This is a genomic window from Roseomonas sp. GC11, assembly GCF_024437745.1.
In the GTDB taxonomy this organism is placed as follows: Bacteria; Pseudomonadota; Alphaproteobacteria; order Acetobacterales; family Acetobacteraceae; genus Pseudoroseomonas.
The window spans coordinates 17,040-30,395 of the sequence record NZ_JANFNY010000003.1 but is presented as its reverse complement, the minus strand read 5'-3'; the positions used below and the strand labels follow the sequence as shown (position 1 = coordinate 30,395).

The window sequence follows — 13,356 nt, the reverse complement described above, 5'->3', positions numbered from 1 at the left end:
CGCGGTTCAGTTCCCGGCGGTCACGCCGGTCATGTTCAGCAGGGCTTCGCCGCTGCGGCGGTCACGCGCGATGAGGCTGGCAAAGGCCTCCGGCGTGCCGCCGACACCCTGGAAATATTGTGGCGCCAGGACGCGGCGGTGGAATTCCTCGTCCTTCACCACCTGGCGGACCGCGGCGGCCAGCCGCGTGCCGATGGCGGCGGGCGTCTCCGGCGGCGCGCAGAGACCCCACCACGCCCCGGCATAGGGGAAATCATAGCCCAGCTCGGCCATGCTGGGCGTCTCCGGCAGATCGGGGTGGCGCTGATCGCCCAGCACCGCCAGCGGGCGCACGCGCCCCGCGCGGATCTGCGGCATGGCGACCGCCATCGCCACATAGGAGGCCTGCAGGCGCCCGGCCGAAACTTCGCGGATGGCCTCGGCCACGCCGCGATAGGGCACGTGCTCGATCTCGATCCCCTCGCGCCTGCGGAGCCATTCCCACAGCAGGTTCGCCGTCGAACCGGCACCGGAGGAGGCGTAGTTCAGCCCTTTGCGCCCGCGTGCCCAGGCGATGAAGGCGCGCAGGTCGCCCGGCGGCGCCTCCAGGCTGGCGAGCACGACGGAGGGGCTGGTGGCCAGCTGCGTCACCGGCTGCAGGCTGGCGAAGCGCTGGAAGAGCTGCGGCTCCAGGAAAGGCAGGATCGTCATCACCTCCACATTGACCGCGCAGAAGGTGTAGCCATCCGGCGCCGCCTGGGCGCAGGCCTCCAGGCCGATGACGCCATTGCCGCCGGAGCGGTTCTCCACCACCACCGGCTGGCCGAGCACGGGGCGCAGCCCCTCCGCCACGGCGCGCACCAGCAGGTCCAGATTGCCGCCGGGCGGCTGCGGCACGATGAGGCGGAGGGGGCGGCGCGGCCAATCCTCCTGCGCCCGGGCCGGCGTGGCGAGAAGCGGGGCCATGGCGAGGGCCCCCAGCCCCTTCAGCAATGCCCGGCGATGTGCCTCGCTCCTTGGCATTTTCCTGTCTCCCTTGGACGTTTCTGTGGGCGGGCTTCGGCTAGTCTTCGTCGGCCACGCCGTTGACGAGCAGGCCGACCCGGTCGATCTCCACTTCCACCCTGTCGCCCGGCTTCATCCAGAGCGGCGGGGTGCGCTTGGCGCCGACACCGCCCGGTGTTCCGGTGGCGATGACATCGCCCGCCTCCAGCCGCGTGAAGGCGGAGCAGTATTCGATCTGGCGCGGGATATCGAAGAGCATGTCCTTCAGCCGCGCCTCCTGCACCACCACGCCGTTGAGGCGGGTCTGCAGGCGCAGCTCCGGCAGTTCGCCCACCTCGTCCGGCGTCACCATCCAGGGGCCGAAGGCGCCGGTGCCGGGGAAGTTCTTGCCCGGTGTGAACTGGTGCGTGTGGCGCTGCCAGTCGCGCACGCTGCCGTCATTGTAGCAGGCATAGCCGGCGACATGGGCGAAGGCCGCACCGCGCCCGATGGAGCGCCCCGGCGTGCCGATGATGACGGCCAGTTCGCCCTCATAGTCGAGATCGGTGGAGACGCGCGGGCGGAGGATGTTCTGCAGGTGCCCGGTCTGCGAATTGGCGTAGCGGGCGAAGATGGTGGGGTGCTCCACCTCGCTGCGGCCGGTCTCCTTGCGGTGCATCTCGTAATTGAGGCCGACGCAGAGAATCTTGTCCGGGTTCGGGATCACCGGCAGCCATTCGATTTCGCCGAGGGCGTGGCGCGGGGCGCGGGCGGCCTCGGCGGGCAGGTCCGGCAGGGCGCCGGCGGCGATGGCCGATTTCAGGTCCGGCAGCCGCCCGCCGAGGAGGGCGCCGAGATCGGCCACCGCCTCCCCCTCGACAAGGCCCCAGCTGACACGCCCGGCAAGGCGGAAGGTGGCGAGTTTCATGCGATCTCCTTCGCGAGGGAGGCGGGGTGGAGGCGCGCGGCGAAGCGGTGGAGCAGCGCCGCCAGCGCCGCCCCCTCCGCCGCGAGGCCGAAGACGTAGTGGTCAGGCCGCACCAGCGCGGCGATGGCGCCCTGGCGGGCGAACCAGGCGGCCAGCACGCCCTCGCGCTCCACCAGGCCACCAGGGCCGAGGCGCAGCAGGGTGACGCCCGGCGGCAGGGCGGCGGGCGGCGCGGCGCCCTCGGCCAGCACCAGCCGCCAGCCCGTGCCGGCCACGCGGTCCATCAGCACCGCGCCGCCCGGCGCCTCGATCCAGGGCTGGGGGAAGAGGCTGCCGCGCGCCGGATGCGCCGCGCTGTCGAGAAAGCCCGCCTCCAGCGGCGGCACGATCTCCTGGCGGGTGACGACCGGGGCGCGCCCGCCGCCCTGCGCCAGCAGCGCCGCGTCGCGCGCCGCTGCCGCCACCGGGTCGCGCTCGCACACCTGCCGGCCGATCGCCTTGATGCGTCCGGTCAGGGTGCGGACATGCTGGCCGCGCTCCCCGGCATAGCTGTCAAGCAGCGCGGGATCGGCGCCATCGCGCACGGCGGCGAGCTTCCAGGCGAGGTTGGCGACATCGCGCAGCCCCTGGCACATGCCCTGGCCGATGAAGGGCGGCTGCTGGTGCGCCGCGTCACCGGCCAGGAAGACGCGCCCGCGCCGCCATTCCGCCGCCACCAGGGCGTGGAAGCGGTAGCTCGCCGCGCGCCAGAGCCGCGCCGCCGCCGGGGTCACCCAGCGCGCGAGCAGGCGCCAGACGGCGTCTTCCTGCTGCATCGCCTTCGGGTCCTCCCCCGGCAGCAGCATGATCTCGAAGCGCCGGTGCCGCCCGGGGCCGAGGATGTAGGTGACGGGGCGCGCCGGGTCGCAGAACTGTGCCGAGGTCTCGGGCAGGGCATGCGCGGCCCCCGGCTCCAGCAGCAGGTCCACCACCAGCCAGGGCTCGTCGAACACCAGATCCTCGAAGCGGATGCCAAGCGCCTGGCGCACGAAGCTGGAGGCGCCATCGCAGGCGATGACCTGCCCGGCGCGCAGCGGCGCCTCCTCCCCATCGGCGCCGCGCAGCGTGAGGGTGACGCCCTCCGCATCCGGCGCGATGGCGGTGAGGGTGGTGCCGAGCCGCACCTCCACCCCCGGCGTCGCCGCGGCCTGGCGGCGCAGCGCGGCCTCGACCGGCGGCTGGGAGAAGACGAGGCTCGGCGTATAGCCCAGCGGATAGGGCGGCGGCACCATCTCCACCCGGCGGATGAGCTGCCCCGCCGCGCCGAAATGCTCGGAGGCGGTGAAGGGCGCGGTGTGCGGCAGCACCGCCTCCGCCAGCCCCAGATTGTCGAACAGGCGCAGGATCTCGTGGTCGAGGGCGATGGCGCGCGGCCGGTCATACACCGCCGTGTCGCGGTCGATGACGAGGACGGAGAAGCCGGCGCGGCCCAGCAGGGCGGCGGCCGTGGCGCCGGAGGGGCCGAAGCCGATCACGGCGATGTCGCGGGCGGGTGCGGTCATGGCGCGTATCCGATGGCGAGCTGGGCGCGTTTGGTGGCCTCGGGCTTGGGCGGGGCGATGCCCCAGTGGTCGCTGCGGCCCGGCGGCCAGACCCAGTGCTCCGGCCCGCGCGGCACATGGTCCTCGCCCACCTGCTCGACCTCGGCGGTGTATTCGACGACGATGCCGAAGGGATCGACGAAATAGGCGAAGACATTGTCCCCCGGCCCGTGCCGGCCGACGCCCCAGCCGATGGGGAAGCCGGCATCGACCAGCCGGCCGGCGCCGAGCATCACCCCCTCCCAGCCGGGCATCAGGAAGGCGACATGGTTCAGCCCGTTCACCGGCGCCTCGGCCAGGACCAGGGCGTGGTGGTCGCTGTTGCAGCGCTCGAAGGCCATCAGCCGCGACCGGTCGCTGAGGGCGAAGCCCAGCCCGCCCTCCAGGAAGCGCGCGGTGGCGTCCACGTCGCGGCAGTTCAGGTTGAGATGGGCGAGGCGCTCCGGCCGCGACGGGTCCGGCGGCAGGGGCGGCAGGCGCTCATCGCCGCAGACCAGCTTCAGCGCCACGCCATCCGGCAGGCGCAGCAGGGCGCCGAGCCCGCCCCCCGGCTCGGCCAGCGGCGCGGGGGGGGCGAGCAGCGTGGCCCCCGCCGCGACGGCGCGCGGGCAGAGGGCGTGCAGCGCCGCGGCGCTGGCGGCGCGGAAGGCCATGGCCCGCAGGGCCGGGGTGCGCAGGGCCGGGGTGGCGGCCTCGCGCAGCACCAGCACGTGATGATCCGCCCCGGTGGCGCGCAGCCAGAGCGCGCCGGGCGCGCGCGCCACCACCGCGAGGCCCCAGGGGCCGGTGTAGAAACGCTCGGCGGCGGCGAGGTCCGGCACGTCGAGTTCGGCGCTGCGCAGCGCGGAAAGGGGGAAATCCGCCATCACGCCAGCCCCAGGAAATGCCGCGCGGTGCCGGCCAGGATGGCCTCGCGCGCCGCGCCCGGCGGCAGCAGGGCGGTGAGGCGGCCCACCGGGTCGTCTTCGCGGAAGGCGAAGGGGGCATCGGTGCCCAGCATCAGCCGCTCCGCGCCGAAGCCCTCCAGCAGCAGGCGCAGCAGGGGCGCATCGAAGACCAGGGTGTCGAGATAGAGGCGGCGGGCCAGGGCGGTGGGGCTGTCCGGCAGGCTCTCGCCCAGGGCGGGGAAGGTGCGGCAGGCCTGTTCCAGCCGCGGCAGCAGCGCCGCCAGGGTGCCGCCGCCATGGCTGAGGCAGAGGCGCAGCGCCGGGTGGCGGGCCAGCAGGCCGGAGGTGACGAAGGCCGCCCCGGCCAGCCCGATCTCCGAGGGGTAGCCCAGCGCCTGCTCCAGCTTTTCGCCGCCCACCACGCGATCCATGCCGGTGGGGCGGACGGGGTGCACCAGCACCGCCATGCCCAGCGCCGCCGCCGCGGCGAAGAAGGGCTCGAAATCCGGCCCGGCGACGCTGGCGCCATTGACGTTGCTGCCGATCTCCACCCCGGCGAAGCCCAGCGCGCGCAGCCGGCGCAGCTCGGCCAGGGCGAGGTCCATCGCCTGGAGCGGCACGGCGCCGAGGCCGATCAGCCGCCCTTCCGCCTCCCCCACCATGCGGGCGATGTCGTCATTGATGAAGGCGACCAGCTCCGCCGCCGGTTCCGCCGGCAGCCAGTAGGAGAAGAGTTCCGGCATCGGGCAGATGGCCTGCCGCGCGAGGCCGCGCGCCGCCATCCAGGCCAGCCGCGCCGGCACGTCCCAGCAGCGTTCCCCCACGGTGCGGTAGATGCGGCCATCGATCATGACGTGGCGCTGGCCCGGCCCAGCCGGGGCCATGGCGGGCCATCCGGCGGGCGCCCCCGCCCGCGCCGGGAAGGCGCCGGGGACGACATGGGAATGCAGATCGATCGGCCCGTCGGGTCCGGCGGGTGGTGGCATGAACGCTCTCCTCGGCGGGGGCTCTGCGGCGCCCTGCCCCGTTGATGATGCATATTTTTGGGTATGTAAACAGAAATGTATATTTTTTGTCCGGATCGGGGATGATGTATGCTGGGGCCATGAGCATCTCCCGCCCTGCCCCCGCCACCCATGCCTCCAGCATTTTCGAGCGCCTGCGCGGCGATATCCTGGATGGGCGCCTGCCCCCGGGGGGGCGGCTGCAGATCAAGGCGCTGATGGAAAGCTATGGCATCGGCCAGACGCCGCTGCGCGAGGCGCTGAACCGGCTGAGCGCGGAGGGGTTGGTGCTCTCGGAGGACCAGCGCGGCTTCGCCGTGCCCGGCATCAGCGCCGGGGAGCTGACGGAACTGACGCGTACGCGCTGCTGGCTGGAGGAGCGCGGGCTGCGCGAATCCATGGCCGTGGTGACGGAGGAATGGGAGGAGGCGCTGCTGCTGGCCGGCCACCGCCTGGCCCGCACGCCGCGCGTGCCGGAGGGCGAGCTGGGGGCGGCCTGGGAAGTGCGGCACCGCGAGTTTCACCGGCTGCTGATCAGCCGCTGCGGTTCACGCTGGCTGATCGGCTTCTGCGAGCAGATGACCGACCGCCACCAGCGCTACCGCCGCCTCGCCGCGCGCCGTGCCTTTCCCGAGCGCGATGTGGGTGGCGAGCATGCCGCCATCCTGGAGGCGGTGCTGGCGCGCGATGTGGAGAAGGCCGTGGCGCTGCTCACCGCGCATTACCAGCGCACGGCGGCGGTGATCCTGGAGGATGAGACGCTGTTCGGCACGGCGCGGCAGGGCTGAGCTTTCTGCCAAAGTCTTTTTGCTTCTTTTTCTTCAGAAAAAGAAGGCCTTCCCTGCCTCACTCCTTTGTATCGCGCCCGGTTGTTGCGACACCCCGGTGAAGCCTGGGTCAGATCGACAATCCCCTGAGCCTGATCATGGCTCGCCATCATAGTCCGCCATCATAGTTCGCCCGGGGCATGGCCGCGCAGCAGCGCGGCGATCTGCGCGGCGGCGGCCCCGGCCGCCACGGGCAGGGCTGTGCCGGCGCGGGCATAGAGGCCGAAGCGGCTCAGCACCGGCCCGCCCCGGTGGCGCAGCGGCACATGCACCAGCTCCCCCGCCTCCAGCGCCGCCTCGATGCCGATGGGCGTCAGGAAGGCGATGCCCAGCCCCGCCGCCACCATCTGCCGCATCAGCTCGACCGAGCCGGCCTCGAAGGCCGCCCGCGCGCGCAGCCGCGCCTCGGCGAAGAGTGGATGCAGCTGGTCGCGGTTGGCGAAATTGGCCTTGGGCAGGATCAGCGGCGCCTGCTCCTGGCATTCGGCCAGGGTGACGCTCTGCCGCCCCGCCAGCGGCGCATCGGCGCGCATCACCGCCCCCAGGCGCAGCCGCACGGCGGCGATCTCGCGCAGTTCCGCCTGCCGGCGCACCTCGAAGGCCAGGGCCAGATGCGCTTCCCCCTCCGCCAGGCGGCGCGGGATCTCCGCCGCCCCGGCGATGCCCGCGCCGAAGGACAGGCCCGGGAAGCCCGCATGCAGCGCCCGCAGAGCGGCGGGCAGCAGGCGGTGGCAGGCCCCTTCCGGCGCGATGATCTCGACATGCCCGGCGCCGAGGCCGCGCAGCGCATCCAGCTCCGAGGCGGCGCGTTCCAGGTCGCGCAGCACCGTCACCACATGCCCGGCCAGCACCTCCCCCGCCGGTGTCAGGCGCAGCCCGGCGGGCAGGCGGTCGAAGAGCGGCGCGCCCAGCTCCTCCTCCAGCTTCAGGATCTGCCGGTTCACCGCGGAGGAGGCGATGTTGAGCCGCCGCGCCGCCTCGCGGATGGAGCCGGCGCGGCGCACCGCGTCGAAATACTGCAGGGCGGGGGCGTGGATGCGGGGAACGGGCGGGGCCATGGTCTCGCGGGGAAGCTGATGCCGGACCGGCATCGCCTTAGCCGAAAATTTCTTCTTTGGTGAGCGCTCTCGCGGCTTTATGCCGCCGCCTTCCCCTCCCCCGCCATGGAGCACCGCCCTGCCCGACCCCGCCCTCCCCGCCGGCGGCCCGCCCCTTGAGGATCTGGCGGAACGCCTCTTCGCCGCGCTGCGGGCACTGAGCTTCGACGGCACCGGCATCACCCGCGAATGCTACACCCCGGTCGAAACCGCCGCCCTGCGGCTGGTGGAGCAGGAGGCGCGCCGCCTCGGCCTGGAGACCGGCTGGGATGACGGCGCCAATCTCTGGGCCTGCCTGCCCGGCACGGCGCCGGAGCTGCCCGCCGTCACCTGCGGCTCGCATCTCGATTCCGTGCCGCAGGGCGGCAATTTCGACGGCGCGGCGGGCGTCATCGCCGGGCTGCTCGCCCTGGCGCGGCTGAAGGCGGCGGGCTTCCGGCCGCGCCGCTCCCTCCGCCTGCTCGCCCTGCGCGGGGAGGAAAGCGCCTTCTACGGCCAGGCCTATCTCGGCTCGCTGGCGCTGGCCGGGCGGCTCGGCCCGGCCGATCTGGCGGCCCGCCATGTCTCCGGGCGCGGCACGCTGGGGGAGGCCATGGCGGCCACCGGCCTCGACACCGCCCGCATCGCGCGCGGCGAGCCGCTGGCCGATCTCTCCCGCATGGCCTGCTGGCTGGAACTGCATATCGAGCAGGGGCCGGTGCTGGTGGCGCGGCGGATGCCGGTGGCCGTCGTCACCGGCATCCGCGGCAACCTGCGCCACCGCGCGGTGGAATGCCTGGGCGAGGCCGGGCATTCCGGCGCCGTGCCGCGCTGGCTGCGCCATGACGCCGTCTTCGCCGTGGCCGAGCTCATCACCCGGCTGGACCGCCACTGGCGCACCCTGCTGGAGCGCGGGCGGGACCTCGTCGTCACCTCCGGCATCCTCGGCACCGATCCGGCGGAGCACGCCATGGCGCGCATTCCCGGCCGCGTCACCTTCTCCCTCGACATCCGCTCGCAGAGCCCGGAAACGCTGGAGGGCTTCTACGACCTCTTCCTCTCCGAATGCGCGGGCATCGCCGAGGAACGCGGCGTGCGCTTCACCCCCGGCCGGCGCATCGACGCCGCGCCGGCGCGCATGGATGAGGGGCTGACCGCCTTGCTGCGCGAGGAATTGCGCGGCATGAACCTGCCCGACGAGCCGCTGCCCAGCGGCGCGGGGCATGACGCCGCGGTCTTCGCCAATGCCGGCGTGCCGAGCGCCATGATCTTCGTGCGCAACACGCATGGCTCGCACAACCCGATGGAGGCCATGGCGATGGAGGATTTCCACGCCGGCGCGGAACTGCTGCGCCGTGGCCTGGAAAGGCTTTCGGCATGAGCCTCGATCCCCACCGCGCCATCACCGGGCAGGCGGTCGCGCGGCTGCTGCTGGCCGCCGGCGCCATCCGCGTCAGCGCCGAGCAGCCCTTCTTCCTGGCCGCCGGCTGGGCCAGCCCCGTCTATGTCGATTGCCGCCTGCTGATCGGCCGCCCGCGCTGGCGGCGCAGCGTGACGGACCTCGCCGTGGCCACGCTGCGCCGCGCCCCAGCCTGCGACTTCACCATGGTGGCGGGCTGCGAGACGGCGGGCATCCCCTGGGCGGGCTTCCTGGCGGAGCGGCTGGATCTGCCGCTGCGCTATGTGCGCAAGCGCCCCCTCGGCATCGGCCGCCACGCCCAGGTGGAGGGCGGGCCGGTGGAGGGCGAGGCCGTGCTGCTGGTGGATGACCTGGTGACCGATGGCACCAGCAAGGCCGCCTTCGTGCGCGGGCTGCGCCAGGCGGGGGCGGTGGTGGAGGACCTGCTGGTGCTCTTCCACCACGCGCTCTTCCCCGGCAGCCGGGAGCGGCTGGCCGATCTCGCCCTGCGGCTGCATGTGCTGGCGGGGTGGGAGGACCTGCTGCGCCTCGACCCGGCCGAGGGCATGGAGAAGAACGAGCGCGCCGTGCTCGAGGCCTTCCTGGCCGACCCGCTGCGCTGGTCCGGCGCGCATGGCGGGCGGGAGGGCTGACGCCCCCCGGCCATCCCCGCCCCCGCCTTCCGCCGGCTTCCGGGGCCTGAAACGCCAGCGCAGCTTTGTGCAAGAAGAGCGCGGGGGCCGCTCCCTATATCCGCGCCACCCCGGCAGCCCGCGCGGCACCCCCGCCCCGCGGCGCACACCGGAGGGATCCGCTCGGAAAGGAAGCCGATGCTTCACCCCCCGCCCGCGACGCCGCTCTCCCGGCGCGCCCTCCTGCTGGCCGGCAGTGGCGTGACGGCCGGCCTTCTCCTCGGCGAAGCCGCCGTGGCCGAGACCCAAGCCGCCTCCCCGACATCCGGAGTGAAGACCGTGTCCAGCATCACCACCCGTGACGGCGTCTCGATCTACTACAAGGACTGGGGCCCGCGCACCGGCCAGCCCGTCATCCTCAGCCATGGCTGGCCGCTGAACGCCGATAGCTGGGAGAACCAGGCCTTCCACCTCGCCAGCAACGGCTTCCGCGTCATCACGCATGACCGCCGTGGCCATGGCCGTTCCAGCCAGCCCTGGGACGGCAATGACATGGACCACTATGCCGACGATCTGGCGCAGCTGATCGAGGCGCTGGACCTGCGCGGCGTCTCGCTCTTCGGCTTCTCCACCGGCGGCGGCGAGATCTCCCGCTATGTCGGCCGCCATGGCACGGGGCGCGTGGCGAAGCTCGGCCTGATCTCCGCCGTGCCGCCGCAGATGGTGGTGAGCCCGACCAACCCGGGCGGCCTGCCGATGGCGGTGTTCGACGGCCTCCGCGCCGCCAGCCTCGCCGACCGCGCGAAGCTCTATCTCGATATCGCCAGCGGGCCTTTCTTCAACTTCAACCGCCCCGGTGCCCAGGTCTCGCAGGGCATGATCCAGACCTTCTGGATGCAGGGCATGATGGCCGGCCACAAGAATACCTATGACTGCATCAAGGCTTTCTCGGAAACCGACTTCACGGCCGACCTGAAGAAGTTCGACCGGCCGACGCTGATCGTGCATGGCGATGACGACCAGATCGTGCCGATCGACGCCGCTGGCCGCGCCGCCAAGACGCTGGTGCCGCATGCGGTGCTGAAGGTCTATGCCGGTGCCCCGCATGGCCTGACCGACACGCACAAGCAGCAGCTCAACGACGACATGCTGGCCTTCCTGCGCGGCTGAGGGCATTGCGCCGCACGCGGGCCTGAGGGGGCTTTGCCCCCTCAACCCCCAGCAGGGGACGGGGTCCCCTGCACCCGCCTTCTGTTGGGTTTCCAAAGGCCTCAGGCCTTTGGTGGCTGCGCGGCACTGCCGCGCAGGTGCAGAGAGGGGCAAGGCCCCTCTCAAGACCGCGGGCCATGCATGCCGGAGGCGGAGTGGATCAGGCCGCCTCGATCCCGGCGCGGTGCAGCAGCACCGCCTCGGCCAGATGGTCCATCACCGCGCGCACGCGTGGCGTCTGCCGCAGATCCGGGTGGGTGAGCAGCCAGAGCGTGCCCGCCAGTTCCGGCTCCGGCGGCGCGAGGCGCTGGAGTCCCGCACGCGCATCCCCGGCATAGCAGGGCAGGTAGCCCACGCCGAGCCCGGCCCGCACCGCCTCTGTCAGACCCAGCACGCTGTCGCAGCGCAGCGCCACGCGCTCCGGCGGAATGCCCGCGGCGCGGCGCTGCAGGGGCCGCATGCCGGAAAGCGCCTCCCCCGGCAGCACCCAGGGGGCGCTATCCCCGGCCATCCCCTCCACCCCGTAGAGCGCCCAGGCGATGCGGGCGAGGCGGCGGCCCACCAGTGTCTCCGGCGGCGCGTCGCTGGCGCGCAGCGCGATGTCGGCATCGCGGCGGGAGAGGTTCAGCGCCGCATTGCCCGTCACCACATCCAGCCGGATCGCCGGCTGCGCCGCGCGCAGCCCGGGCAGCAGCGGCATCAGCAGGTCCGCACGCAGGCTGTCGCTGGTGGCCAGCCGCACCTCGCCCGAGGGCGCCAGCGCCTGCCCGGCCAGGCGGCGCATCATGGCTGTGATGTCCTCGTCCATCCGCGCCGCCAGGGTGGCGATCTCCTCCCCCGCCGGGGTGGGCACATAGCCGCTGCGGTGCCGCTCGAAGAGCGGCGCGCCGATCAGCGCCTCGATCTGCGCGAGGCGGCGGAAGGCGGTGGAATGGTGGATGCCGAGCCGCGCCGCCGCCGCCGGCAGGCCGCCCGCGCGGGCGATGGCGTCGATCAGGCGGACATCATCCCAGGCGATATCACGGGGGGGCTCGGCCATGCGGGGCTCCTTGGCCGCGTGGGGCCAGGGCAGGGCCGGAGCGCGGGGCAGCGCCATCCTATTTCTTTTTCAAGTGCAATTCCACGACGGGAAAGGCAATCTCCTCCTTGCATTCCTGCAAGCGGATTGCCCTGGCGGAGCGCCGCGCCGCGCACCAATCTCCGGCCAACCGGACGCATCGGGCGTCCTTCAGGAGATCAGGACCATGGTCCGCAACGGCATCCACCACGTCACCGCCATCGCCGGCAAGGCGCGGCAGAACCTCGATTTCTACACCCGCACCCTGGGGCTGCGGCTGGTCAAGAAGACGGTGAATTTCGATGATCCCGGCGCCTACCACTTCTATTATGGCGACGAGGCCGGCAGCCCCGGCACCATCCTGACCTTCTTCCCCTGGGAGCATGCCGCCCCCGGCCGCGCCGGCAGCGGCGAGCTGCAGGAAACCGTCTTCCGCGTGCCGCTGGCCTCGATCGGCTACTGGACGGCCCGTCTCGCCGCGCAGGGCGTGCAGCGCGGCGGCCGCTTCGGCGAGACGCTGCTGACCTTCCGCGACCCGGATGGCATGCGCCTCGCCCTGGTCGGCCTGCCCGGCATCGAGGCGGAGCCGGCCTGGGACAATGGCGAGATCCCGGTGGAACACGCCATCCGCGGCTTCCACAGCGTCTCGCTGCTGATCAGCGACGCGGCGCGGACGGGCGCCATTCTCTCCGATGTCTTCGGCTTCGCCGCCGCGGGGCGCGAGGGGGAGACGCACCGCTTCCAGGCCGAGGGCACGGCGGTGGGCGGTATCGTGGACCTGCGCGTGGCGGCGGGCGTTGGCCCGGCGCGGCTCGGGCGCGGCTCGGTGCACCACCTCGCCTTCCGCGCCGCCGATGACGCGGCGGAATTCGCCATGGTCCGCCGCCTGGCCGAGAATCACGGCCTGCAGACGACGGAGCAGAAGGACCGCGATTACTTCCGCTCCGTCTATTTCCGCGAGCCCGGCCATGTGCTGTTCGAGATCGCGACCGACGTGCCGGGCTTCGCGGTGAACGAGCCGCTGGCCAGCCTGGGCAGCGCGCTGAAGCTGCCGCGCTTCCTGGAGGGGCACCGCGCCGAGATCGAGGCGGCGCTGCCGGCCCTGGCGTGAGGGCGGCGGCGATGGACACCGTGATCGACGGTTTCGCCTACCGCTTCGAGGCGGGGCGGGATCCGGCGGCGCCCCCGCTGCTGCTGCTGCATGGCACGGGTGGGGACGAGAATGACCTGATCCCGCTGGGGCGGGAGGTGGCGCCGGGCGCGGCGCTGCTCTCCCCGCGCGGGCGGGTTCTGGAGGCTGGCATGCCGCGCTTCTTCCGCCGCCTGGCGGAAGGGGTGTTCGATGAGGCGGATCTGCGCGCCCAGGCGGCGGCGATGGCCGGCTTCATCGCCACGGCGCGGGCGCGGCACGGGCTGGCGGCGCCGGTGGCGCTGGGCTTCTCCAATGGCGCCAACATGGCGGCGGCGCTGCTGCTGCTGCATCCCGGCGCGCTGGCCGGGGCGGCGCTGCTGCGCGCCATGCCGCCGCTGCGCCAGCCGCCGCCGGTGGTGCTGGCGGGCACGCCGGTGCTGCTGCTCTCCGGCACGGCGGACCCGATCGTGCCGCCGCAGGGCAGCACGGCGCTGGCCGCCACCCTGGCGGCGGGCGGTGCGGCGGTCACCCACCGCGCCATGCCGGGCGGGCATGGGCTGACGCGGGCGGACCTCGCCCAGGTGCGGGACTGGCTGGCCGGCCTGCCCGCCTCTGCAAAAGAGACTTAGAATACAAAGCCCTGCCCGGCGGTTCGCGTTGCC

Annotated in this window: 13 protein-coding genes; 6 read left to right on the top strand and 7 right to left on the bottom strand. The window is 73.1% G+C overall.

What is annotated here, in order from left to right:
- Nucleotides 1-6: 6 nt before the first annotated feature.
- From NON00_RS01585 to NON00_RS01565, 5 genes are read right to left on the bottom strand one after another with little or no spacing between them, the layout of a single operon-like run.
- The gene (locus tag NON00_RS01585; protein ID WP_256016921.1) at nt 7-1,002 is read right to left on the bottom strand and encodes a tripartite tricarboxylate transporter substrate binding protein; all 996 of its coding nucleotides are present in this window, start codon (nt 1,000-1,002) and stop codon (nt 7-9) included.
- Between the two features lie 40 nt (nt 1,003-1,042).
- Entirely contained in the window at nt 1,043-1,891 is an 849-nt protein-coding gene (locus tag NON00_RS01580; RefSeq protein ID WP_256016918.1) for a fumarylacetoacetate hydrolase family protein, read from the bottom strand.
- Complete coding sequence (locus NON00_RS01575) at nt 1,888-3,432, bottom strand: bifunctional 3-(3-hydroxy-phenyl)propionate/3-hydroxycinnamic acid hydroxylase (protein ID WP_256016907.1); 1,545 nt, start codon at nt 3,430-3,432, stop codon at nt 1,888-1,890. Before NON00_RS01575 ends, NON00_RS01580 begins: the two co-directional genes overlap by 4 nt.
- A complete protein-coding gene (locus NON00_RS01570; protein ID WP_256016904.1) occupies nt 3,429-4,337 on the bottom strand; it encodes a VOC family protein in 909 nt (302 codons plus the stop codon). Before NON00_RS01570 ends, NON00_RS01575 begins: the two co-directional genes overlap by 4 nt.
- Nucleotides 4,337-5,344: an amidohydrolase family protein gene (locus NON00_RS01565; protein WP_256016901.1), complete on the bottom strand. Its 1,008-nt coding sequence runs from the start codon at nt 5,342-5,344 to the stop codon at nt 4,337-4,339. The genes NON00_RS01570 and NON00_RS01565 overlap by 1 nt, the downstream gene beginning before the upstream one ends.
- Before the next feature lie 119 nt (nt 5,345-5,463).
- Between NON00_RS01565 and NON00_RS01560 the strand changes: the two genes are divergently transcribed.
- The gene (locus NON00_RS01560) at nt 5,464-6,150 is read left to right on the top strand and encodes a GntR family transcriptional regulator (RefSeq protein WP_256016898.1); all 687 of its coding nucleotides are present in this window, start codon (nt 5,464-5,466) and stop codon (nt 6,148-6,150) included.
- A 161-nt stretch (nt 6,151-6,311) separates the two neighbouring features.
- On the opposite strand, the gene NON00_RS01555 is transcribed toward NON00_RS01560, so the two are convergent.
- Complete coding sequence (locus NON00_RS01555) at nt 6,312-7,280, bottom strand: LysR family transcriptional regulator (RefSeq protein ID WP_256016896.1); 969 nt, start codon at nt 7,278-7,280, stop codon at nt 6,312-6,314.
- Between the two features lie 46 nt (nt 7,281-7,326).
- Between NON00_RS01555 and NON00_RS01550 the strand changes: the two genes are divergently transcribed.
- The 3 genes from NON00_RS01550 (at nt 7,327) to NON00_RS01540 (ending at nt 10,466) form a co-directional block, all read left to right on the top strand.
- The gene (locus NON00_RS01550) at nt 7,327-8,646 is read left to right on the top strand and encodes a Zn-dependent hydrolase (RefSeq protein WP_256016893.1); all 1,320 of its coding nucleotides are present in this window, start codon (nt 7,327-7,329) and stop codon (nt 8,644-8,646) included.
- The gene (locus NON00_RS01545) at nt 8,643-9,317 is read left to right on the top strand and encodes an orotate phosphoribosyltransferase (RefSeq protein WP_256016891.1); all 675 of its coding nucleotides are present in this window, start codon (nt 8,643-8,645) and stop codon (nt 9,315-9,317) included. Before NON00_RS01550 ends, NON00_RS01545 begins: the two co-directional genes overlap by 4 nt.
- Nucleotides 9,318-9,635: 318 nt before the next feature.
- Complete coding sequence (locus tag NON00_RS01540) at nt 9,636-10,466, top strand: alpha/beta fold hydrolase (RefSeq protein ID WP_256017149.1); 831 nt, start codon at nt 9,636-9,638, stop codon at nt 10,464-10,466.
- Nucleotides 10,467-10,665: 199 nt separating this feature from the next.
- Here NON00_RS01540 and NON00_RS01535 read toward each other — a convergent pair whose 3' ends face one another.
- Nucleotides 10,666-11,544 (bottom strand): LysR family transcriptional regulator, encoded by an 879-nt coding sequence (locus tag NON00_RS01535; protein ID WP_256016888.1) that lies wholly within the window; start codon nt 11,542-11,544, stop codon nt 10,666-10,668.
- Between the two features lie 205 nt (nt 11,545-11,749).
- Between NON00_RS01535 and NON00_RS01530 the strand changes: the two genes are divergently transcribed.
- Together NON00_RS01530 and NON00_RS01525 are read left to right on the top strand one after the other, a co-directional pair.
- Nucleotides 11,750-12,673 carry a ring-cleaving dioxygenase gene (locus NON00_RS01530; protein ID WP_256016885.1) on the top strand — a complete coding sequence of 308 codons (924 nt, stop codon included), beginning with the start codon at nt 11,750-11,752 and terminating at the stop codon, nt 12,671-12,673.
- Between the two features lie 11 nt (nt 12,674-12,684).
- Nucleotides 12,685-13,323, top strand: a complete 639-nt coding sequence (locus NON00_RS01525) for an alpha/beta hydrolase (protein ID WP_256016882.1) — start codon at nt 12,685-12,687, stop codon at nt 13,321-13,323.
- Nucleotides 13,324-13,356 lie beyond the last annotated feature (33 nt).

Coding starts and splice junctions, on each gene's coding strand:
- NON00_RS01585 (WP_256016921.1), bottom strand. CDS start 1,002: ATGCCAAGGAGCGAGGCACATCGCCGGGCATTGCTGAAGGGGCTGGGG.
- NON00_RS01580 (WP_256016918.1), bottom strand. CDS start 1,891: ATGAAACTCGCCACCTTCCGCCTTGCCGGGCGTGTCAGCTGGGGCCTT.
- NON00_RS01575 (WP_256016907.1), bottom strand. CDS start 3,432: ATGACCGCACCCGCCCGCGACATCGCCGTGATCGGCTTCGGCCCCTCC.
- NON00_RS01570 (WP_256016904.1), bottom strand. CDS start 4,337: ATGGCGGATTTCCCCCTTTCCGCGCTGCGCAGCGCCGAACTCGACGTG.
- NON00_RS01565 (WP_256016901.1), bottom strand. CDS start 5,344: ATGCCACCACCCGCCGGACCCGACGGGCCGATCGATCTGCATTCCCAT.
- NON00_RS01560 (WP_256016898.1), top strand. CDS start 5,464: ATGAGCATCTCCCGCCCTGCCCCCGCCACCCATGCCTCCAGCATTTTC.
- NON00_RS01555 (WP_256016896.1), bottom strand. CDS start 7,280: ATGCCGGTCCGGCATCAGCTTCCCCGCGAGACCATGGCCCCGCCCGTT.
- NON00_RS01550 (WP_256016893.1), top strand. CDS start 7,327: ATGCCGCCGCCTTCCCCTCCCCCGCCATGGAGCACCGCCCTGCCCGAC.
- NON00_RS01545 (WP_256016891.1), top strand. CDS start 8,643: ATGAGCCTCGATCCCCACCGCGCCATCACCGGGCAGGCGGTCGCGCGG.
- NON00_RS01535 (WP_256016888.1), bottom strand. CDS start 11,544: ATGGCCGAGCCCCCCCGTGATATCGCCTGGGATGATGTCCGCCTGATC.
- NON00_RS01530 (WP_256016885.1), top strand. CDS start 11,750: ATGGTCCGCAACGGCATCCACCACGTCACCGCCATCGCCGGCAAGGCG.
- NON00_RS01525 (WP_256016882.1), top strand. CDS start 12,685: ATGGACACCGTGATCGACGGTTTCGCCTACCGCTTCGAGGCGGGGCGG.